17 protein-coding genes are annotated in these 21240 nt (G+C 69.4%); 7 read left to right on the plus strand and 10 right to left on the minus strand.

Annotation, left to right across the window (positions count from 1 at the left end):
* Nucleotides 1–177: 177 nt before the first annotated feature.
* Together ACTRO_RS15535 and ACTRO_RS15540 are read left to right on the plus strand one after the other, a co-directional pair.
* A complete protein-coding gene (locus ACTRO_RS15535) occupies nucleotides 178–1035 on the plus strand; it encodes a hypothetical protein (RefSeq protein ID WP_157436238.1) in 858 nt (285 codons plus the stop codon).
* Between the two features lie 64 nt (nucleotides 1036–1099).
* Nucleotides 1100–1897, plus strand: coding sequence for an aminoglycoside 3'-phosphotransferase (locus tag ACTRO_RS15540; protein WP_034263789.1), 798 nt, complete (start codon nucleotides 1100–1102; stop codon nucleotides 1895–1897).
* A gap of 1487 nt (nucleotides 1898–3384) precedes the next feature.
* On the opposite strand, the gene ACTRO_RS15545 is transcribed toward ACTRO_RS15540, so the two are convergent.
* The 5 genes from ACTRO_RS15545 to ACTRO_RS15565 form a co-directional block, all read right to left on the minus strand.
* On the minus strand, nucleotides 3385–4179 hold the full coding sequence (locus ACTRO_RS15545; RefSeq protein WP_211244266.1) for a hypothetical protein: 795 nt from the start codon (nucleotides 4177–4179) through the stop codon (nucleotides 3385–3387).
* Between the two features lie 173 nt (nucleotides 4180–4352).
* Entirely contained in the window at nucleotides 4353–4736 is a 384-nt protein-coding gene (locus ACTRO_RS15550; protein WP_051450891.1) for a hypothetical protein, read from the minus strand.
* Nucleotides 4737–4943: 207 nt separating this feature from the next.
* Nucleotides 4944–5795 (minus strand): phosphotransferase family protein, encoded by an 852-nt coding sequence (locus ACTRO_RS15555; protein WP_034263791.1) that lies wholly within the window; start codon nucleotides 5793–5795, stop codon nucleotides 4944–4946.
* Nucleotides 5796–5898: 103 nt separating this feature from the next.
* Nucleotides 5899–6591 carry a response regulator gene (locus tag ACTRO_RS15560; RefSeq protein ID WP_034263793.1) on the minus strand — a complete coding sequence of 231 codons (693 nt, stop codon included), beginning with the start codon at nucleotides 6589–6591 and terminating at the stop codon, nucleotides 5899–5901.
* On the minus strand, nucleotides 6588–7823 hold the full coding sequence (locus ACTRO_RS15565; RefSeq protein ID WP_084316286.1) for a sensor histidine kinase: 1236 nt from the start codon (nucleotides 7821–7823) through the stop codon (nucleotides 6588–6590). Before ACTRO_RS15565 ends, ACTRO_RS15560 begins: the two co-directional genes overlap by 4 nt.
* 296 nt (nucleotides 7824–8119) lie before the next feature.
* Here ACTRO_RS15565 and ACTRO_RS15570 point away from each other — a divergent pair, with 296 nt between their 5' ends.
* Nucleotides 8120–9097, plus strand: coding sequence for a CPBP family intramembrane glutamic endopeptidase (locus ACTRO_RS15570; RefSeq protein ID WP_211244267.1), 978 nt, complete (start codon nucleotides 8120–8122; stop codon nucleotides 9095–9097).
* A gap of 282 nt (nucleotides 9098–9379) precedes the next feature.
* Nucleotides 9380–9817, plus strand: a complete 438-nt coding sequence (locus ACTRO_RS15575; protein ID WP_034263795.1) for a DUF6299 family protein — start codon at nucleotides 9380–9382, stop codon at nucleotides 9815–9817.
* A gap of 142 nt (nucleotides 9818–9959) precedes the next feature.
* Here the strand turns inward: ACTRO_RS15575 and ACTRO_RS15580 are convergent, their stop codons facing one another.
* The gene (locus tag ACTRO_RS15580; RefSeq protein ID WP_051450892.1) at nucleotides 9960–10844 is read right to left on the minus strand and encodes a helix-turn-helix transcriptional regulator; all 885 of its coding nucleotides are present in this window, start codon (nucleotides 10842–10844) and stop codon (nucleotides 9960–9962) included.
* Between the two features lie 135 nt (nucleotides 10845–10979).
* Between ACTRO_RS15580 and ACTRO_RS15585 the strand changes: the two genes are divergently transcribed.
* Both ACTRO_RS15585 and ACTRO_RS15590 read left to right on the plus strand, forming a co-directional pair.
* Nucleotides 10980–12500: an MFS transporter gene (locus ACTRO_RS15585; RefSeq protein WP_211244268.1), complete on the plus strand. Its 1521-nt coding sequence runs from the start codon at nucleotides 10980–10982 to the stop codon at nucleotides 12498–12500.
* Between the two features lie 51 nt (nucleotides 12501–12551).
* Nucleotides 12552–13610 (plus strand): hypothetical protein, encoded by a 1059-nt coding sequence (locus tag ACTRO_RS15590; RefSeq protein ID WP_051450893.1) that lies wholly within the window; start codon nucleotides 12552–12554, stop codon nucleotides 13608–13610.
* Nucleotides 13611–13746: 136 nt separating this feature from the next.
* Here ACTRO_RS15590 and ACTRO_RS15595 read toward each other — a convergent pair whose 3' ends face one another.
* From ACTRO_RS15595 to ACTRO_RS15610, 4 genes are all read right to left on the minus strand, one after another.
* Nucleotides 13747–15159 (minus strand): DUF2079 domain-containing protein, encoded by a 1413-nt coding sequence (locus ACTRO_RS15595; protein ID WP_034263799.1) that lies wholly within the window; start codon nucleotides 15157–15159, stop codon nucleotides 13747–13749.
* 217 nt (nucleotides 15160–15376) lie between these two features.
* Complete coding sequence (locus tag ACTRO_RS15600; RefSeq protein ID WP_034263801.1) at nucleotides 15377–18148, minus strand: ABC transporter permease; 2772 nt, start codon at nucleotides 18146–18148, stop codon at nucleotides 15377–15379.
* A complete protein-coding gene (locus ACTRO_RS15605) occupies nucleotides 18145–18894 on the minus strand; it encodes an ATP-binding cassette domain-containing protein (RefSeq protein WP_034263803.1) in 750 nt (249 codons plus the stop codon). The genes ACTRO_RS15600 and ACTRO_RS15605 overlap by 4 nt, the downstream gene beginning before the upstream one ends.
* Nucleotides 18876–19409, minus strand: coding sequence for a PadR family transcriptional regulator (locus tag ACTRO_RS15610; protein WP_063628007.1), 534 nt, complete (start codon nucleotides 19407–19409; stop codon nucleotides 18876–18878). Before ACTRO_RS15610 ends, ACTRO_RS15605 begins: the two co-directional genes overlap by 19 nt.
* 261 nt (nucleotides 19410–19670) lie before the next feature.
* Between ACTRO_RS15610 and ACTRO_RS15615 the strand changes: the two genes are divergently transcribed.
* Nucleotides 19671–21134, plus strand: a complete 1464-nt coding sequence (locus ACTRO_RS15615) for a hypothetical protein (RefSeq protein ID WP_034263804.1) — start codon at nucleotides 19671–19673, stop codon at nucleotides 21132–21134.
* Nucleotides 21135–21240 lie beyond the last annotated feature (106 nt).

Genomic DNA, 21240 nt, shown 5'->3' on the forward strand with positions numbered 1-21240 from the left:
CTTGAAGCCGATTCGTATGACAGGGCCGGCCGGACGGTGTCGATCACGCGCGTCGTGCGTCAAGATGGTCGAGTGGGGATGACGCAGGAGACGCGCAGGACACTGAGGGCCGCTGCCGGGCAGGCCGTGTGGAGCAGCGGCCCTGTACGCGGGCGCTCTGCCGCTGCCACGGCTGGGATGCTGCGCGAGCTGGGGTCGCAACTGGAGGCCCGTCTCGCGGAGGTGCCCCGCGACTTCTGGGCGCACCGAGCGCTGGCCGAACTCGCGGCGCACTGCCGCAGAGCCTCGGCGGACTGGGAGCAGGATATTGCGCAGCTGAGCGCGCTCGATCGGTTGCGCGACGCCGCCGTCATCTCGCTGGCCCCGCCGCCTGGCGAGAGCGACCCGGCACCGTCTCGGCCGGCCACAACGCGCGACCGCATCCAGCAGCGCAGTGGTTCGGGCGGGCTCGTCACTCGCGTACCGGCCCGGTGGCGTACCGGCCGGGCCGCGGTGCTCGCGGTGGCCGGCTGCCTGATCGTGGTCGTCCTCGCCGTCGTCGATTTCATCGCTCCGCACAGCTCCCACCCGTCCAAGTCCCCCGCTCCAGCCGGGTTGGCCAGCGCGCCGGTAGCGTCAGCGAGCGTCCCAGCTGGGTCGGGCACCGGCGGATCGGACACAGGCGGGTCGAGCACTGGCGGATCATCGGACTCCTCATCCGCTCCCGTGCCGACGTCCGCGCCTTCTTCGGCGTCGATTCGGACGGCTGCGGTGACCGGATTGCAGGTGACCGTCACCCCTGCCAGCGACTACCCCGAGGTCCAGGTCTACGGCACCGTCACCGCCTCCGGCACCGGGCAGATCACGGTGACCGTAACGCTCGCCGGTCCGGGCGCGGCGACGCAGAGCACGAGCGAGACCGAATCGGGCCGGGATTCGTACGCGATCTCCCATACTCTCTACCTGAACCCGTGGTGCGGCCACGGCCCAGTCACCGTGACCGTAACGGCGGGCGCAGACTCGAAGTCGACGACGGTCCCGGTCTCCGGCTGCTGAGAAGGCAAGGAAACGCTCGAAGACGTGTTGAGCGGGCCTCGAAGAGTTCGGCGAGAATGGCCCGGTGATTGCCACATCGTCTGAGGGCCCGATCGTCTTCCCACAGGTCGTCACCGAGATCGCGGCGGGGCGTCCGATCCGGCTCGTCTGGAAGAACGATGTCGGCGGCTTGACCTTCCAGGTCGGTGAGGGCCCGGGGCGGCAGTTCGTGAAGTGGACACCGCTCGGCAGCGGGATCGACCTGTCCGCGGAGGTAGCGCGGTTGCGTTGGGCTGCGGCGTTCACCGCGGTGCCGCACGTTTTCGACGAGGGCACCGAAGATGCGGGCTCGTGGTTCGCCACGGCCGGCCTTCACGGACGCATGGCGGTGGACGAGCACTGGAAGCGCGACCCTGATACCGCTGTGCGCGCGATCGGCGCCGGATTGCGGGCGATGCACGACGCACTGCCCGTCGACTCCTGCCCGTTCGACTGGTCGGCCGAAGCGCGGCTGGAGGCGGTGCAGGCGCGGGCGGCGGCTGGCCAGATCGACCCGGCGGACTGGCACGCGGACCTTCAGTACGTCGGCACTCCCGAGCGTGCGCTCGAGGTACTAGCCGATACCCCGTCGGTCGACCAGCTTGTGGTCTGCCATGGTGATGCCTGCGCCCCCAACACTCTGATCGGTGACGACGGGATGTGCAGCGGCCACGTCGACCTCGGCGCACTCGGGCTCGCCGACCGGTGGGCCGACCTGGCCATCGCCACGTGGAGCACGCAGTGGAACTACGGTCCCGGCTGGGAACAGACGCTGCTCGACGCCTACGGGGTCAAGGCGGACCCGGCGCGGACTGCGTACTACCGGCTCCTGTATGGCATTTAACGCGAGTTGATGGCTGGGGTTTCAAGATCTCGCCTCCGGCGCGGGCCCTTCACTCGGAGAAAGTGCCGGAGTCTGTGGGGTGCTGGCGTTAACGGGGCGGGCTGCGGTTCGGCGTGGTCGGGTGCCGGGGGCGTGCTCTCTCCTCGGTCGGTCCCCGGAGGCAATCAGGAACCTGCCGGGAGCTCAAGCGGCGGTGGTTTGCGCTGATGCTCGATCTTGCATCGCGCCGCTTGACCTCCCGGCAGAACCCTGATCGGGCTTCGCCTGCCCGACCGAGGAGAGAGCACACCCCCTGAGGTCCGGTGCGAGCTGCGCTCAGGCCGAGTCCCATCCCGTGGCCCGGCCGCGCCCGATCCGGAAAAATCCTGCACCACCGTTCTGGGCCGCACTCTCTACTTCTTCAACGCCGGGGCGCACGCCCGAGTGCCCGGAAATCTCCAGAATTTTTGCTTATCGCGTGAAAGACGGATTCACAGCTTTTGTCGGTGGCGGCGTCTAGCATGGAAACATACGGGAATCGGGAGTTGTCACGGGAGGGCGGTGAACGGCGTGGCTGGGCAGACGGCGTCAGGGGTGGGGTCGAAAACGGTGCAGGAATTCCCCTCGGGTGCGATCGGGCCGCGTGATCCCGTGCAGTGCGTGAGCACCGGGTGGATCGGACCCGGGCGATACAGAAATCGTCCGCATCGAACGCGGCCGACCCACGGGACCCTGTGCAAGATCTGGGATCGGGATCGACAGCATGAGCGCAATGCAGAATCCGACATCACCCGCGACCGGACCAGCGACCTCCTCGCACGGATCGAGGATCGGGATGGCCGGAGCAGTGCGATGCAGGATCCAACATCAAGCACAACCACCTAGCTCTTCGCACGGATCGAGGATCGGGATGGTCGCATCAGGGTGATGCAGAATCCTTCCGCACCGAACGCGGCCGACCCACGGGACCCTATACGAGATCTGGAACCGGGACCGACAGCACGACGGCGATACAGAATTCGACATCAGGCGCGACCAGGCCACCCGGCTCGGCCCGAGTGCAGCTCAGACCCTCTCCCAGGGGGTGGGCTCTCTCCTCGGTCGGGCAGGCGAAGCCCGATCAGGGTTCTGCCGGGAGGTCAAGCGGCGCCATGCAAAATCCGCCACCAGCCCAAGCCACCGCCGCTTGACCTCCCGGCAGGTCCCTGATTGCCTCCGGGGACCGACCGAGGAGAGAGCACACACCCGCAACCCCACCACCCCGAACCCCAACCCGCCCCACCAACGACAGCAACCACACCAACCCGGCACTCTCTCCGAGAGAAGGGCCCGCCAGCGGCAGCTTTTGATCTTGAAACCCCGGCCCGTCCCGCTACGCAACGGGTGGGTGGGCGGAAAGACGAAACGGGCGACGCGAAGCGGCCGCCCGCAGCCCGACGACCACCCCGACCCGAGCCCCGAACGCACGGCGCGGGCGCAGACAGTTCCGGCCAGCGGTTCGACGAGCGTCACGGACGGTGGGGAACGGCGGGGAAGCCGTCCTGCTCTCCGGCAGCTCGGCCGGCCTGCCACACGCGGGCGAACTCGTCCTGGAAGTGTTGGTACCAGCTCATGTCACGGTGGGGGCGGAGGCAGAAGACGGCGTCGCCGCTGGCCTTTCGATGCGAATATATGTCGACGTAAATACGGCCGCTCGGCCGCTGCGGATCGATCACTACGAGCCCGAAGGCGGGGACGAAGGGCAGGAACCGCGCTTCGAAGCTACCCGAAGGATTTTCGACTGCGAGCAGTCGCAGCAGGTCGACGGACGGCCGCAGCCGATTTTCGAAGAGATTTGCCTGGTCGGGAGCCGTGCTGCGCCGGGCGGCTTCCGCTGCGACGTTGGCGCGGGGGTCTATCAGCGCGATCTTGACCGTGGCTCCGTCGGCCAGACGTTGCGAGAGCTCGTCGAACAGATCCCGGATCGTTCGCGAGAGCGTCACGCCGACGATCGAGATCTCTGAAGCGCCGCGCACCTCCTCGAGGAGATGCGGCTTGGTCTTGGCCAGGAAGTCCGCGATCGAGGCGTCTTCGACGGCTCGGTCCCTCACCGCCTTGGACAGGTCGTTTATCTGACGGCGGCTCGCGAGCATGCCGGCGGCTTGAAGCGCTAGGGTGCCGAGGATCGCCGCGGCGAGGACTTGGCCGTTCACGACGTTGAGCGCACCGAGCACGGCTAAGGCGACTGATACGACGACCGTCGCGTAGAGCTCGATGTTCTCGCCGGAACCGAGGTCCGCGCGCACCTTTCGCAGGATCCGCACGCTCAGATTCTCGGTAGCTTCGCGTCACCGGTCAAGGCACATGGGAACCGTCACCGTGCGACCAGGTCGCGTGGAAACGGGAAGGCCGTCCCGCTGACCGCGGAGACGGCCTCCGATCCGAGGACTCCGGAGCTGGCGTCCGGCTCACCGAGTTCGAACGCCCGGTTGAGGCGTCACATGCCCCCGGCCGCCGCCGCGGAGAGCGAGCGAGCGTAGTTGACTCGCGCGGCGTAGTCCTGGACCTGCATGATCGAGGAGACCGGCAGCTGCACCTGGTGCAGGAAGCCCCGGCCCTGCACGACGACCTGGACGGATCCGTCAGTGCGGTCCTCTTTCGCGAGGAGGAAGAGCAGGCCGAGCAGGCAGAACAAGAAGAAGATGACGGTGCACACGATCGCCCATGTCGGGATGCTCCGCGTCGTCCTCGACATATCCGTGAACGACCACACGACGCCGCCGATCGGAGCCTGGCCGGACGGGGTGATCACCGTCGTGTTCGTGCACGCGATGTCTCCGATGGTGACCATCACGGGCGCGTTGGCCTGCATGGCGTCCATAGGCTCGCCCCACGGAGGCTGCTGCCAGTTTTGTCCGGATGTGTAAGGCTGCTGGTAAGGCGGTTCGAACGGCGGGCCAGATGTCATGACAGCAGCCTGCCATAGGCGGAGCCCCAGCCGCAGCAGTGTGACCACAGCGCAATCTTCCCGAGCGGCGAGCGCCGGCCCGATACGGCAGTGCGAGCGCTCCTGCCCTCCGCCCGAGGGTTAGAAGCGCCGCAATGTCACTTGCACGAGCTCTTCTACGCGCGCCGTCATGCCGGCCACATCGACGCGCGCCCGCCCGTTGACCTGGACCGGGATGAACTGCTGCCACGAGTCGCTGTAGGAGGCCAGCGCATGCAGGTCCCACCATGGGTCGACGGCTCGCCCTGCCCGAGCCTCGTAGGCTGCGCGAAACCGTTCCGCCCAGTCAGCACCGAACAGCACGGCCAGGTTCAGCCGGCAGTGTCCGACATCGATGTCTGACGGACCCGAGGTGGCACCACCCCAGTCCACCACGCCGGTGAGCTTCCCCCGCGACCACAGCAGATTGAAATGTTGAAAGTCCCGGTGAATGAAGCGCGGCGTGTAAGGGCTCTCCCCCTCGCTGAGGACGCGCGCCAAGGTGCGCCACAGCGCCGGGCGCGTAGCGCTGGTGGGGACGGTGAGCTGCGATGGGTCGATCCAAGGCTCAAATCCGGGCACTTCGATCGCGGCTTCGTGGATGCGCACGGCCACATCCGCCATTTGCACCAACCAGCTTTGAGGTTCGGCAGGAGTCAGTTCCGGCCGTCCCTGCAGCCGCGACATCAGGATCGACGGATAGCCGTCGGTCTCGGCACCCGTGGCGGACGCGGCCAGCAGCCGCGGCGCCGGCAGGCCGGCCTCGGCCACCTTACGCAGGACGTGAGCCTCACGCTCGACGTCGCCGAGAGCACGTTGCTCGTATTGACGCAGCACCACGGATTCCCGCTGCCCGGATGCCTCTCGCTCGACGATCAGTCGGTGCACGGCAGCGACGATGCCGCCGGGCATCCGCCGCGAGCTCAGCACTCGCGCGCCGATTTCCTTCTCCACCCACGCAATCGCAGCTGCTGAGGGACGCCTCCGTCTGAAGTCCACAGCTGGATCCTAGATCGACGCGGCCTCCCGACGCGGCTCATTAGTTACAGGGCCGGGCTCAGGAGCCGCCGCCGGCGAGCCCTGCCTGATACGCCAGGACCACGGCTTGGACGCGGTCACGCAGGTCGAGTTTGGTCAGAATGCGGGAGACGTAGGTCTTCACGGTTTCGGGGCTGAGCACCAGTTCCGTGGCGATCTCGGCGTTTGTCAGTCCCCTGCTGATGAGCAGGAGCACTTCGTGCTCGCGCGGGGTGAGGAGCTGGAGCTTCTCGTGCTCGGGCGAGCGCGTCGCGGCGGTGGGGCGTATGCGTTCGGCGAAGCGGCCGATCAGCGTGCGGGTGACGGCGGGGGCGAGCAGGGACTCGCCGCGCGCGACCGTGCGGACGGCGTTGATCAGTTCGGGGGGCGGGGCGTCTTTGAGGATGAAGCCGCTGGCGCCGGCGCGCAGGGCGTCGTAGACGTACTCGTCGACGTTGAAGGTCGTGACGATGAGGATCTTCGCGGGGCTGGGGGAATCGGGGCCGGCGAGGTGGCGGGTGGCCTCGATGCCGTCGAGCAGCGGCATCCGGATGTCCATGACGACGACGTCCGGCTTCAGCTCCTCCGCGGCGCGGACGCCGGCTCGGCCGTCCGCGGCCTGGCCGACGACGTCCATGTCGGGTTGGGCCGAGAAGATCGTGACGAATCCTGCGCGCACGAGGGCCTGGTCCTCGCACACCAGAACCCTGATGGGCGGGGGCTGCATGTTCATACGGTATCTCCTGCCGGTATGTGCGCGTGCACGCGGAACCCGCCGTCCTCAACGGCCCCGGCCGTGAACTCCCCGCCGAGCATCTCCACCCGTTCGCGCAGACCGGTCAGGCCGCGGCCGCCGGAGACGTGCGCGCCACCGTGCAGGCGGGCCGGCGAGCCGACGCCGACCCCGTGCTCGGTCGCCGCGGCGGTGGTGACCTCGACGTCCGTGTGGGCGGGGGTGTGCGAGAGCCGTACGAACGTGCGTTGACCCGCGGCGTACTTCAAGGCGTTCGTCAGGGACTCCTGCACGACGCGGTAGGTGGTCAGCTGGAGGCTCGTGTCCGTGGGCGACGGTTCTCCCTCCTCGACCAGCTCGATCGGCTGGCCGGCTGCCCGACCCTGCTCCACCAGAGTCGCAACCCGGCCCGGCATCGGTTCCCGGGAGGCCGATTCTCCGCTCGCCTCGAGCACGCTGAGCAGGAAACGGAGCTCGGACAGGGCGCGCCGGCCAGCGGCTCCGATGCCGTCAAGGGCCTCACCGACCTGGCCGGGCGACGCCGTGAGGTACTGTGCCGCGCCGGCCTGCACCACCATCGCGGTGACATGGTGGGTCACCACGTCGTGCAGCTCGCGTGCCATACGACTGCGTTCCGCGGCGATGGCCGCCTGTGCGGACAGCCGTCGGCGCTCGGCCTCCTGAGCCCGGCGCCCGCGAACCACGACGCCGACTCCCCACATCGCGGCCAGAGCGATACCGAAGACCACGAAGTCGCTCCAGGCGTCCGGCGAGCCGATCGCGTGCACGGTGACGCACAGGGCCACGTATCCGCCCACAGCCGCCAAGGCCGCCACGCGCCGGTGCCGGTGCTGGTGGGCGCCGGCGGAGTACAGCGCGATGTAGAGCCCCAGACTGGCGAAAGTCGACGGATAGCCGAGGGATTCGTAGGCCGCGAACGAGATTCCCACCACCGCGAGGCACCACGCCGGCCAGCGAGTGCGCAGGACGAGCGGCAGCGCCTGGCCCATCGCCAGCAGCACGCTCGCAGCGCACGCAGTGCGGACAGGCAGGTCGCCGATCTGCGCCCCGATGCGGGACAGCGGCTGGGCGAAGGAGAGCAGCGTGAGCACGAGCGCGATCTCGCAGTCTCTGACCGCCGCGGGTCGTGATCCCCACCATTGAGTCAGCAGCCGTAGTCGATCGACCGCGGCGGGCCAAGGGTGCGTCTGCCGGTCACCGGCGAGCTCCATCGATATTCGGGAGGCGGGGCGTGATGCCCCATCGGCTGTCTCCTGTTGCATCCTCATCCACGTTCCGGTCGGTGCGGCGTCCCCACACGATTCCACGAGGTCGCATGCGACCGTAGCGCCCGCCGGAGGGCGTCGGCATCCCCCGCGGGAGAGCAGCCGGGTAGCTCTCTCGGGGGACCCGCGGCGGCGACAGGTGTCCACCGGTAGGTGACTACTGACGGTGGTCTCGACTTCTAGCTTTGAGTCGACGGAAGCCGAGCATCGCTCAGCGTGAGCGGGACTTTGAGGAGCAAGCCATGTCGTTCACCCAGCCCCAGCAGGCCACGACCCAGCGCAGCGCGCACGATGCGGACGAAACGACAGACGGAACGACGGACGGGACCCGATCGAGCGGGCAGAACGCCACACGCACCCCACGGTGGGCGCGATCGACGTGGATACGCCTGCTCGTGCTGTTCGTCGCGATGCTGGCGGTGGACGCGATCACCAGCGGGATCGACAGTGCCGCCGACGCGACCCCGCTGACCGCCCTCGTCGCCGGAGTGGTCACCGGCGGACTGGCGCTGGCCGCCTACGTCAGACTCGTGCGATATCTGGAGGGGCGCAGGACGGCGGAGTTGGCTCCGGCGCGGGCCCGGCGGGAACTGGGTCTGGGTACCGGGCTCGGCGTGGGTCTGTTCGCCGTCACGATCGCGCTGGTCGCGATGAGCGGCTGCTACCACGTGCAGGGGTGGGGCTCGTTCGGCGCCGCGCTGACCACGCTCGGGGTGATGATCTGCCCGTCGATCACCGAGGAACTGGCGTTCCGCGGCGCGCTGTTCCGGATCCTGGAGGAGAAGGCCGGAACGTGGGGCGCCCTGGTGGTCTCCGGGCTCGTCTTCGGCGGCTTGCACCTGATCAACCCGGATGCGACGGTCTGGGGCGGGCTGGCCATCGCCATGGAGTCCGGGCTGATGTTCGGCGCGCTCTACGCCGCGACCCGCTCGCTGTGGCTGGCCATCGGCGTGCACCTGGGCTGGAACGTGGCCGAGGAAGCCATCTTCGATACCGCCGTCTCCGGTTCGGACAGCCACACCGGCGGTCTGCTGCACGCCTCCGTCAGCGGCTCGCAGATGCTGAGCGGCGGCAGCTTCGGCCCGGAAGCCAGCATCTTCGCCATCGCCGTGTGCGCCGTGCCGACGGTGCTGTTCCTCCTGCTGGCCAAGCGCCGCAATCGGATCCACGCCCGTGGCGCGCGTCTTCACCCGTTCGAGAACCCTGCGGGTAAGAACTAAGCCAAAGGAACGTGATAGAAACCTGAGAACCCCGCCGAAGTGGTAGTTCGAGAGCTGATTCACTTTGAGCCTGCGCGGAAGCCTCCCGCACGGGGACGCCCGAGGTGACCGTCTCTCAGCTTTCTTCGGAACTTTACCATCCGCTGCCGTCCGGCGACGCGCTGACCTGCGCGATGGGCGAGTGTTGCGGCGAGAGCCATGGAATAAATGACTCAACACGAACACCGCCATAGGGGCGTTCTCGAGCCTATGGGCACGGAAAAACCGCTGAAAGGGACTACCATGAGCTTTTCTTTCGCCACCAAGGCCGTCGCCGTCCGGACCGCCCGCTGGTCGGCCGTGCCCGCCCTCGCCGCGGCGACGATCGCGCTGGCCGCCTCGCCGGCCCTGGCCAACGCCTCGTCAGCCCGCGTCTCGGCCAACACCGCCAGCGTCTCGCACGGTCAGGTGACCGTCGGCGGCACGTACCAGTGCGCCGGGCGCGGCAGCGACCAGCTGCGCGTCACCGTGGTCGGCGAAAACCGTCGCAACCAGGTGGAGGCCAGTCGCACGGTGAACGTCTCGTGCGCCGCGTGGACGCACACCTGGCGCCTGACGCTCAACTCCGACCGCCGCAACGAGCAGTTCACCGCCGGTCAGGTCCGCGTCCAGGCGACGCTGGTGAACCCGCGCAACCGCAACGACCACGCCAGCACCTCGCGCACGCTCTTCGCCCGCTGAGACTGACGGCCGCACGCACCTCACGAAATCCAGTCCTGCCAGATCCAGATCAGAAGGCCGAGCCGGCCGGGACCGCACGAGTCCCGGCCGGCTCGGCCTTTCGCGACCCGTCCCGGCGGCATCCCGGCGAGCAGATCGATACTCAGGCGACGACGCGCAGGCCGTGGCGGCGCTCGTGTTCGCCCAGGAGGGCTTCGAGGCGCCTGCGGGTGTCGGTCTCAGCGTGCGGCGTGTGCATGACGATGGTCAGGTCGGGCCACTCCGGCACGCGCAGCTGCATGGATTCGAAGTGCAGCTCGCCCGCCTGCGGGTGCAGGTAGACCTTGTAGTTCACGCCTGCGGCCTGCACCTCGTGCAGCTCCCACAGCTGGGCGAAGTACGGATTGCCGGCCAGCAGGCGCTGGACCACCTCGTCGTAGCCGGGGTCCCCGGGGTGGTTGGTCATCTCGGCGCGGTACTGGGCGACCACGCGGCGCGCGATCTCCTGCGCGTCGGGGTAGCCGCGGCTGTACTGCTCGTTCTCGAAGAAGTCGATCAGGCAGTTCGTGCCGACCTTGTCGAAGCCGAATACCAGCTGGGCGGCGGTATTCATGGCGGTGATGTTCCAGTAGCGGTCGACGATGTGGCCGGGGTTGGGCTGCCAGGCGTCGATCATGCGCCTGAGCGCCAGGTCGCAGCCGCGGGTGTTCTCCATCGCTTCGCTGCGCAGGGGCGGCGGGGTGAGGCCGGCCAGGGCGTAGAGGTGCTGGCGCTCGGGCTCGGAGAGTTGGAGCACCCGGCCGACGGAGTCGAGCACCTGGCCGGAGACGGTGATGTCGCGGCCCTGCTCAAGCCACTGATACCAGGAGGCGCCGACCCCGGCCAGGACGGCCACCTCTTCGCGGCGCAGCCCGGGCGTGCGGCGGCGGCCGCCGCCGGCGGGCATGCCGGCCTGCTCGGGCGAGATCTGGGCGCGACGGCTGATCAGGAAGTCGCGCAGATCGGCGCGGCGGCGGGTGGCGGTGTCGGTGCCGGCTGCGGTCACCATGGCTCGGTCCCTCCCCGTGGACGATGGCTGTCGTGCTCGGCGACCGTTGCGCCCACGCGCGGTGTGCCTGGTGGTGCCGACACCACGATAACCACACTCTCGGGACGGATTGTTCCGCAGCCGCATGCTGAACCCATGACGGAGATCCTGACGGCCCAGACCCCTGACGACACTGACGATTTGATCCCCGCGGCGGCGAGAGCGACTGCTACGGCGTCGGCCGCAGCCGCGGCGAGACGCACGTCCACGGCTCCGGCCCGAGCCTCCGGGATGGACCGGCGGGCAAAGCTGGTGCTGCTCGTGCTGTGCGCGGCGAACTTCCTGGTCGGCATCGACTTCTCCATCCTCAACATCGCGCTGCCGGCGATCGGGCAGGACCTGCACCTCGGCGAGTCGAACCTGCAGTGGGTGGCCACCGCGTTCGCCCTGCCTTCGGGCGGACTCCTGCTCCTGTTCGGGCGCATCGGGGATCTGATCGGGCGGCGCCGGGTGTTTCTCGCGGGCATCGCGCTGTTCACGGCGGCCTCGCTGCTCGCGGCTTTCGCCTGGAACCCGGCGGCGCTGCTGACGGCCCGAGCCTTGCAGGGGCTCGGTGCGGCGGGCGTCGTGCCGACCGGCATGGCGTTGCTGACCACCTCCTTCTCGGAGGGGCGGGCGCGGGACAAGGCACTGGGGATCGCCGGCGCGCTCATGGCGACGGGGTTCACGGTGGGGACGCTGATCGGCGGCGTGGTCACCGACTTGGCCGGGTGGCGGTACACGATGGTGCTGCCGATCGTCCTCGGCGCCCTGGTCCTGGCCGGCACGCCGTTCCTGATCACCGAGAGCCGCAACCACCGAGCCGAGCGGCTGGACCTGCCGGGCGCGGTGACGGTCACCGGCGGCCTGCTCGCCCTGATCTACGCGCTGAGCACGGCCGCGCAGGTCGGCTGGTCGAAGGCGAGTGTGCTCGGGACGCTGGTGACCGGCGTGGTGCTGCTCGGCGCGTTCCTGTTCGTGGAGGCCCGGTCCACCCATCCGCTGGTCTCGCTCAGGGTTCTGCGTCGGCGCACGGTGGCACTGGGCAATCTCGGCGGCCTGCTCACCTTCAGCGCGGCCAGCGCCCTGGTGTTCATCGGGGAGCTGTTCCTGCAGCAGGTCAACGGGCTGAGCCCGATCCAGACCGGGCTGGTGTTCGGCTGGCTCGGCGTGGTGGCGGCGGTGTCCGGGAACCTGGCGCCGCGGGCGATCGGCCGGGTCGGCTCCCGGACCGTGCTCGTGGCCGGGCTGCTGGCGCAGGGAGTCGGCACGGCCGTGATCGCGACGATGACGCACGGTGGCAGCGTCCTGGTACTGCTGGCGGCCGGCACCGTGTGGGTCTACGGGCACCTGCAGGCGGTGGTGGGCTACAGCGTGACGGCCACTTCCGGGCTCGCGGACGAAGAGCAGGGTCTGGCCACCGGGCTGGCCACGACCACCCAGCAGGTGGCGCTGACGGTCGGGATTCCGATCATGAGCGCGCTCGCTTCCAGTCGTACCAACGCGCTGCTGCACACAGGGTACGGACGGGTCGACGCGCTGGTCGGCGGGTTCCACCTGGCGCTGGCGGTGGACGCGGCGCTCGTGGTGGCCGGTGTGGCGCTGCTGGCCGCGGGGCTGCTGCGGCGGGCGCGATAGAGCACACGACTGCGGCCCCGTTCGGATTACCGGACGGGGCCGCAGTCACCGGTGGGCGTCCTGACGTCCTCGCTCGTCGAGGGCCAGACCTACGCTTGGCAAGCACGCACCGTCGCCGGCAGCGACACCTCGGCGTGGACGCAGCCCTGCTACTTCGTGCTCGACACCACCGCGCCGTCGGCGGCGCCGACCATCACCTCGGCCAACTACCCGACCGGCGGATGGGACCAGGGCGGCGCGCCCATCCAGTTCACGCTCGGCGCCGACGGCGTCGACGACGTGGCAGGCTACGCCTTCTCCTGGCAGCAGATCATCCCGGTGCCCGATCTCGGCGGCACCGCCGGCTACGGCATCTTCACTCCGCGCAATCCGTGGGCCGACACCGCACACATGGTGCAGGCCTCCACCATCGGCGGCACCGCCACCCTCGATCTGCTCCCACCGGCCGGCTCCTACGGTCCGGTGACGCTGTGGGTGCAGAGCCTCGACCGCTCGCTCAACGTCTCGAGCGAGACCTCTTACCAGGTCCTCATCTCCTCGACCGCGCCCACGATCACCCCGCCCGCCACCGCGCCGGTGTTCGGCAAGAAGGCCTCGTTCACCTTCACGCCGAACGCCATCGCCGAGGCGGTCAGCCCGATCGTCAGCTACACGGTGACCATCGGCGGCGAAGCCGCGCACACGTATACGGCGGACGCCGACGGCTCGGCCACGGTCGCGCTCAAGCTCGACCAGCCCGCCAACGACGACGTGACCGTCTCGAGCACCAGCGCCAACGGCTGGGTGAGCGACGGCGCGTTCCAGAGCTACTACTTCGACACCACTCCGACGATCACCTCGGACGTGTACCCCGAGAACGACTTCGGCGGCGGCGCGGGCGTGACCGGCACGTTCACCTTCGCACCCAAGGTGCCCGGCGTCGTGAGCTACACCTACTCCTTCGACTGGGGCAACACCGAGACCACGGTGCCCGCGGACGCGAACGGGGACGCCCAGATCACCTGGACCCCGACCGACGGTGACGGCGCGTTCTACGACCTGAACGTCTACGCCACCACCAAGGACGGGACGAACCTCACCGCGTACGACTACTACATCACGGTGAACTGACGCCCGCTCGGCTTCCGGACCGCGACGGCCGGTGGCGTGATCCACGCCACCGGCCGCCGTTTGTTCGCCCTTGCCGATCCTGCCCCTACGAGGCGAGTGTCATTTTGATCGGCCGGTTCGCCGACATCGAACGCTGCTACGCCGTGCGCTCGAGCAGCAGGATGCCGTCGTCTTCAGCGACCACACGGAAGCCGTCCTGCTGTTGAGCCATCACAAGCCACTGATTGAGCTGCGCGGCAGTGCCCGGGAAAGGAGGGCCCTGCGTGTCCGCGATGATCCAGGAGTTCCGGCGGAGGAGATTCAGCTGTGTGCCGAGCAGGGTGACCGTGTCGCGGTCGGTCAGCTGGGGCGCGAGGCGGTTGGTGGTCGCCACGGTGGCGCCATCGGGGATCATGTCCAGTAGTTGATGGGCAGCGGCGACGTGGGACGAGTTGGACCAGTTGCTCGGGCACAGCACGCCGAAGGTCGGCCGCGACGGCAGGAGAAACGCCGTCACCGCAAGCGCGACGGCGAGCGCGATCCGGCTGCGTATCAGGCTCTTTCGTCCGCCGGATCGGCGCCACCGGATCAGACCGTCGATGAAGGCCGCCGCGGCGATCGGCATCAGGACCGCGCTGTACTGGTAACCGGTGCCCCAGTAGGACGGGTTGTCGGTGGCGAAGCGCCAGGCCAGCGTCGGAACGACGAGCCAGATCAGGGGCGAGCGCAGAGCGACGAACGCGGTCGGCGCCAGCAGCATGACCAGAGTGTCGATCTTGACCGGGTTCGGCAGGCCGGCCACGGCATGGACCAGCGCGTGGACGTCGGCGTGCAGGCCGCCGACGCCCCAGGCGGAAGACGCGGACGACGCACCGGGTATCACGTTGTTCATATAGGTGTATCCGTGGTGATTCACCATCGGAATGAGCACCGTTATCTCCAGCAGACTGCCGGCCAGCCCGGCGACCGCAGTGGCGAGCCCGAGCACGCGACGGCCGCGCGTCGCGATCAGGATGCCGACCACGGCCGTGGTCAAGCCCATGTCCTCCTTCACCAGAAGCAGCGGCAGCGCCCAGACCGCCGCGGCCGTCAGGCGACGTTCGCCGAGCGCCGTCGCGCTGAACGCTAGGAACAGCACGCCGAAGGCCACTTCGTGGAAGTCGAAACCGGCCGCCGAGGCGATGCCCCAGGAAGCGCCGTAGCAGGCCCCGATGATGACCGCGGGCCAGGTTCCGAGCGCTCTCATGGCCCATCGGGTCAGCGGCACCACCGCGAGCGCGAAGAGTGCGGCCTGCGCGACCAGGAGCATGTCGGCGCTCGGCCAGATTCGGTAGAAGGGCGCGAGCAACGCGGTGATCGGTGAGAAATGGTCTCCGAGCAGGTTGACGCCGAAGCCCTTCAACGGTGTGACCGGTGCCTGGCCGTGCGCATAGGCGCGCACGGCCTGGTCGAATATCCCGAGGTCGAAGCCGGAGGTCAGCATGCGGGCCTGGTCCCTCAGCCCCAATGCCGCGTAGTCCGCGAAGCAGATGGCTGCGAGCAGCCAGGGCAGCACGGCAGGCCGATTCACCGAGCGCCCGGCACGGCGTATGAAATCCCACTTAGGAGATCGCACAGCCGGGCGCACCACGGCGGGCACGACCGATTCCGCGGTCGTCGATGAGGTCCTCGGTGCTGTCGTCGATACTGTCGTCGGTCCGGTCGTCGATGTCGTCGTCGGTAGTGAGTCACTCATCGGTGCCCTCATCGGCTCGTCCCTTCGGAGTTTTTCGACCGGCTCGTGGCCCTCAGCTCGTTCGGCCGCTCGCTGCGCCTGTGGACCGGCTCAGCAGCATCGCGCCGAGGGCGGTCAGCAGCGGTGTGGCCACGGCCATCGCGCCGAGGTTGAGCCAGGGGACGATGAAGCGGACGGGGTTGGCGGCGGAGACGCCGATGGTGTCGACGTTCAGCAGGCCCTTCGCGATCAGGAACCCGATCGGCACGCCGATCAAGACGCCCAGGCCGGTGATCACGAGCGCGGTCGACCCGGCCAGCCAGCGGCGCGTCCAGGGCGAGCTGCCGACGGAACTGAGGGTCTCGTGGTCCGCCCGCCCGTCGGCGAGCGCGAGGCCGGTGGCGATCCCGGCCGCGGCCAGGGCGAGCAGCAGCGCGACGGCGAGGACCACCAGGTTGATCACGTTCGACGTGTCCGGCAACCCCTGGTCCACGTCCGCGCCGGTCGAGATCCCGAACCGGGCGGCCACCTGCGATGCCGCGATCTGCTGGTCGGCGGTGACCGGCCCGGGCATATCCACGTTGAGCACCGTCCGCTGGGCCCGGCCGACCAGTCCGAGTTGCTCCGCCGCCGCCGGGGAGATCACGGCCCCCGGGCTGGGGATGCCCCGCGCGCTGACCACGAGCGCGGGCAGGGAGTACTGATGCACCGTCTGGATATCGGTGCCGGCTTTGCCGGGCACGTCGGTCACCGTGACGAGCGAGACGTGCCCGTCGCGCACGGCGCCGGCGAAGTCTGACGCGGAGTCGAACAGGACGATGCCGCCCTGGTCGAGCATCGCGTCCGCCGCGTCGTTCTTGACGCCGGTGACGTCGGTGAGCACCTGCGCGCCGCCGACCAACTCGCCGTTCGCCGCGAACGGCTCGATGTACTGACCGCACTCGAAGTCTTCGACCGACGACTTCGGGACCGTGCTGACGGAATCCTTGGCGCACGAGGCAGACGTGCCGGGCGTGAGCACCGACAGGACCCACTGGTCCGGCGCATTGATGCTCTGCTGGTATCCGGAGATCGATTCGGTGACGAAGCTGCCGGTGACCGGCATGATCGAGCGCAGGGCCTGCTCGACCTGGGTTGCCTGCGCCGAGCCGGTGACCTGCATCGCGATCTGATTCGTGAGCAGGAACGGCTGATAGGCCTGGCGCTGCTGGGTGATCGAGCTCTGCAGATACCCGCCGGCGGCCACGGCTCCGGCCACGGCGGCGAAGATGGCCGCCACCGCGGGCGTGGTGCGCCCGAGGTTTCGGGCGCAGTCGCGCAGCGCGAGGCGCGGGCCGAGCGGGAGGACGCCGCCGAGTTTCGCGACCAGGCTGACGATGGCGGGCGTGCACAGGATGCCGCCGACCTCGATCAGCGCGGTGCCGCCGACGATGCCGAGCTGCGTGAGCGCTCCCGTGCCGTGCGATGCGGAGAACTCCACGAAGGCGCCGACCACGATCATCAGCACCCCGCGCACCACGGCCCCGACCCGTCGCTTGTGCGCGAGGGCGGCCCGCCGTCCGCTGAGCGTCGCCATGATCTCCCGGCGGGAGACCGAACGGGCCGGCTGTAGCGCCGAGCACAGGCCGAGCAGCACGGCGAGCAGCGCCACACCGAGCACTTGCAGGATGCTCACGTGCACCGCACCGGGGAGCTTGCCGGTCAGCCGGGCGAAGAAGGGCAGGACGGCGCACGCGGTGCCCAGGCCGACCGCGGTGCCGAGCACTCCGGCGACCAAGCCGAGCATGACGCCGTCGGCCAGCACGATCCGCCGCACCTGCTTGTCGTCCGCGCCGGCCGCGCCGATGATCGCGTACTCCCGCTCGCGGCGCCGCGCCGAGACCGCGAACGCCGGGCCGGCCAGCAGCACGACCTCGAGCAGCGCGATACCGATCACGATCGCGGAGACGGCTGCCGCGGCCGCGGCCGAGCTCGAAACAGGGCCCGGCGGCTCCAGCTGTGCGGCCGCGTAGTACGGATCCTGCGACTGCGCGGGCGGATCTGCGAGGACCTCGCGCGAGACGACCGGGAACCCGCGGCCGTCAAGCGCCTCGACCTGGCTCCAGCTCACTCCGCCCGGGTTCTCGATGTACCAGCCCTCCGGGAAGTCTCCGTTCGCCGCGGGAGCGCCGGTGAGGCCGAAGATCGCCGCCGCATTCGTGTCGTCGGGCTGCTGCATGATGCCGACGACCGTGAACGATGAACTTTTGCCGTTCGCCGCGGACTGGATCGCGAGCGTGACGGTCGATCCCGCCGAGGCGCCGAGGGCCTTGGCAGCGGCGGGGCTGACGTCCACCTCGTCGGCCGATGCCGGCCGGCGACCGGAGAGCAGGTCGTACGCGCCGCTCAACCTCGGGTCGCCGACGTCGGTGCGCCAGTACTGCGCGTTCGCATAGCCGTCGGGCCCGTGGAAGAACGCGCCGAAGGACTCCGTTACCGGCAGCACGCTCGCCTGCGGCAGCGCGTTCTGGATCTGCGTGGCGTACGGGGTCACGCCGGGCTGAACCGGCGCAGCCGCACCGGTCGGCGGAGCGGGCACGATGTGCGGTTTCGCATCCAGCGACTGGTAGATCGGATTGCTCTGCGGCATCTCGATGTACGCATCGGTCCCCCCGACGGTCCGGTCGAGCACCTCCGCGCTCGTGAGCTTCATGCCGGTGGTCAGCAGCGTGTCGACGGCTACGGCGGCGAAGACGGGAAGCCCGAGCATCACCACGATCAGTGTGTTGCGGGCCCGGTGCCGCGTTATCTCGCGGCGCGAGATGCGCAGCGCGGCGCGCCAGGAGGAGAACCAGGAGCCGTTCACGAAGCGACCTGCTCCCCGAGAGCGCTGCCGGCCACCCCGGCGCCCGCGGATTCGCCGACGCTGTCCACGATCCTCCCGTCGCGCAGATAAATCGTGCGGTCGGCGTACGCGGCGTAACGCGGCTCGTGCGTCACCAGGATCCCCGCCGCCCCGGCGTCGCACCTCGCCCTCAGGACGCTGAGCACGGCTTCCGAGGTCTGCGAGTCGAGGGCGCCGGTCGGCTCGTCGGCGAGCACGAGCCGCCGCTCGCCGATCAGTGCCCTGGCTATCGCGGTGCGCTGGCGCTGGCCGCCGGACATCTCCTCCGGGAAGCGGCTGCCGAGTCCGTCGAGGCCGACCTCGGCGAGCGAGGCCTCGGCCAGCCTGCGTGCTCTGCCCGTGCGCATGCCGTCGAGCTCGAGCGGGAGTGCGACGTTCTCGGCCGCGGTGAGCGCGGGGATCAGGTTGTAGTCCTGAAAGACGTAGCCGAGGCTGGTGCGCCGCAGCCGGGCGAGCGCGCGGCGCGAGAGCTCGGAGAGGTGAACGCCCTCGATGACGACGTTGCCCGAGGTCGGCTTGTCGAGCCCGCCGGAGAGTGCGAGCAGCGTGCTCTTACCGGAGCCGGAGGGGCCCATCACCGCGACGAGTTCGCCGGCCGCGACATCGAGACTGACCCCGATCAGCGCCCGCACTTCCGCCTCGCCCGAGCCGTAGGCGCGGGTCAGGTCCCTGAGTGAGACCACCGGGCCTATCCATTTTTCCGGCATACCTGTCCTTCCACATGGTCCAGCCAGCGGATCTCCGCCTCGGCTTGAAAGATCTGCACCTCGAGCACCAGCGACCAGGCCGGCTGCGGGACCCCGGCGCGCAGTTTGCGCCGGGTCAGCTCCCGCAGCTCGGCCTGGACGTGCGCCCTCTGGCCCTGCACCACCGCCGCGACGTCGACGCCGGGTACGGTCACCGCGAGCGCGAGCTTGATCGCGGGTTCGTTGCGGGGCCGGTCGTCCCGGGTGATCGGTCGGGCGAGCCAGCCTTCGAGCTCGCCCGTCCCCTCCTGCGTGATCTCGTAGACGACGTGGCCGTCGGCGTCCTCGGCGGTCTGCGCGTGCTCGGCGGTCCTGGCCACCAGGCCGTCGCGTTCGAGCCGGGCGAGGGTCGAGTAGATCTGGCCGATGTTGACCGGCCAGGTCGGGCCGGTGGCCTCCGCCAGCTCCGCGCGCAGCTGATAGCCGTATCCCGGCTGGTCACGCAGCAGCGCGAGAATGCCGTGCTTGATCGACACGCCCTCTCCCCCTCTCGTGCATACGCAGTATGTATACCGGGTATGCAACGCCCGGCACAAGCGACCGGGGCTCTGCAGGCTCTACGGAAGGGGTATGACGAGGTGGAGCGCAGCCGCCTCAGCGCGGCTTCGTACCCGGAACGCGCCCGTGACTCGGGGCTGGGCGCGGCCGGAACACCGTGCCGGTCAGGCCGTTGAATTCGTGCATAGATTCACTCTGAAGCCTTTACCGGCAGGCTGCGGTGCGAGGACCGTACGGCCGTGAAGCATCTTTACGACGCGCGCCCGGCCGACCGGGTTCTCGGCGAGACGCCACGGCGGCTGAAGCTGCTCGCCGCCGAGCTGACCGCTCTTAGCGTGCTGATCGGGACGCTCTACGTCCTGGCACTGAGCGGCGACGCGACGAGCTTCGCCCGTCTCCAAGCACGCACGACCGAGGTCTCCGCGACCGGCGACCTGTACTACGAGCTCGACGACATGGACGCGCAAGCTGCCGACGCACTGCTGGTCGGCTTCCATCCGACCGACCCTTCGATGGTGCCCGTGGCGGTCGACGCCGCCGCATCGGCAGCGGCCTACCAGCACGACCGCTCCGCGGCGGACGCGGATCTGGCCCTGATCGCACGCAACCCGCAGCTGACGGTGCAGGCCGAGAAGCTGATGGACGGCCTCGGCGACTATGAGGCCCTGATCGCGCAGGCCCTGTATGTGGATCAGGGCACGCAGAACGAGAAGCCGGCCGCCCCGCCGGCGGCGTCGCTGGGTTCCTACACGCAAGCGTCCTCGCTCCTGCACGCGAAGCTTCTGCCCGCCTCGCTGAAGATCGCCGATGCGGATAGCGCGGCCGTGGACGCCTCGTACTCCGGCGACCGCGCGGACGCTACCGGGTACGGGTACGCCGTCCTCGGCCTCGCGCTGGCCACCGCCTCGGCGATGATGCTGGGCAACCGCTACCACGCGCGCAGGTTCCGGCGGCGGCTGAGCTGGTTGGCCGGCGGAGCCGTCGTCTGCCTCGTGCTCGGATTCCTCGGCCTGGCCACGCAATCGCACGCGGCGGAGGATCTGGAGGACGCGAAGAAGAACGCCTACGACTCCATCAACGCCCTCACCCGCGCGAAAGCCGTCTCCGACGACGCCAACGGGGACGAGAGCCGCTGGCTGCTCGAGGGCCGTACCCCGGCGCTGCAGGCCTCTTTCTTCCAGAACGTCTCCAGCGTCGCCGCGCTCCCGGACGTCTCGAGCGACGCGGCAAGCAGCGACCCGCAGGCCTACTACTCGGGTCTGTCTTCGGCCGTCAGCGCCGTACACCTCGACGCGGCGGCCAACTCGATCTCGGGCGTCCAGTTCGGCGGATACCTAGGCGCGGAGTCGGGCAACATCACCTTCCCCGGCGAGGGACAGGCCGCGTACGACGCCGCCCAGGCCTTCAACGCCTATCTCCAAGACGACGCCGCGATCCGCGCCGACGCCGGGCACGGCGACCTTGCCGCAGCCGTGGCGCTCGACATCGGCACCCGGCCCGGTCAGTCGAACTACACCTTCGGCCAGTACATGGCCAAGCTGGCCGAAGTGATCCAGATCAACGACACCGGCTTCTCCTCCGGAGTCTCAGCCGGCGAGAGCGAGACCGACGCCGCCAGCTGGACCACCATGCTCGTCGGCGAGGCCTTGCTGCTGATGGCCATCGCCCGGTCCGCCCACGTACGGCTGCGCGAATACCAGTGATGCCGCGTCCGCGTGCCGTCACGTCGCGTCTCAGTGGAAGCGCCGTCACAGCCGCGCGAGGGCAGCACGATGCCCCGGACGACGTGTGTCGTCCGGGGCATCGCCG

This window comes from Actinospica robiniae DSM 44927 (assembly GCF_000504285.1).
Lineage (GTDB): Bacteria > Actinomycetota > Actinomycetes > Streptomycetales > Catenulisporaceae > Actinospica > Actinospica robiniae.

Excerpts from the sequence above, each read along its gene's own strand:
- ACTRO_RS15560 (WP_034263793.1), bottom strand. The coding sequence starts at position 6,591 with ATGAACATGCAGCCCCCGCCCATCAGGGTTCTGGTGTGCGAGGACCAG.
- ACTRO_RS15585 (WP_211244268.1), top strand. The coding sequence starts at position 10,980 with ATGACGGAGATCCTGACGGCCCAGACCCCTGACGACACTGACGATTTG.
- ACTRO_RS15535 (WP_157436238.1), top strand. The coding sequence starts at position 178 with ATGCTGCGCGAGCTGGGGTCGCAACTGGAGGCCCGTCTCGCGGAGGTG.
- ACTRO_RS15565 (WP_084316286.1), bottom strand. The coding sequence starts at position 7,823 with ATGGAGCTCGCCGGTGACCGGCAGACGCACCCTTGGCCCGCCGCGGTC.
- ACTRO_RS15550 (WP_051450891.1), bottom strand. The coding sequence starts at position 4,736 with ATGGACGCCATGCAGGCCAACGCGCCCGTGATGGTCACCATCGGAGAC.
- ACTRO_RS15575 (WP_034263795.1), top strand. The coding sequence starts at position 9,380 with ATGAGCTTTTCTTTCGCCACCAAGGCCGTCGCCGTCCGGACCGCCCGC.
- ACTRO_RS15580 (WP_051450892.1), bottom strand. The coding sequence starts at position 10,844 with ATGGTGACCGCAGCCGGCACCGACACCGCCACCCGCCGCCGCGCCGAT.
- ACTRO_RS15605 (WP_034263803.1), bottom strand. The coding sequence starts at position 18,894 with ATGCCGGAAAAATGGATAGGCCCGGTGGTCTCACTCAGGGACCTGACC.
- ACTRO_RS15570 (WP_211244267.1), top strand. The coding sequence starts at position 8,120 with ATGTCGTTCACCCAGCCCCAGCAGGCCACGACCCAGCGCAGCGCGCAC.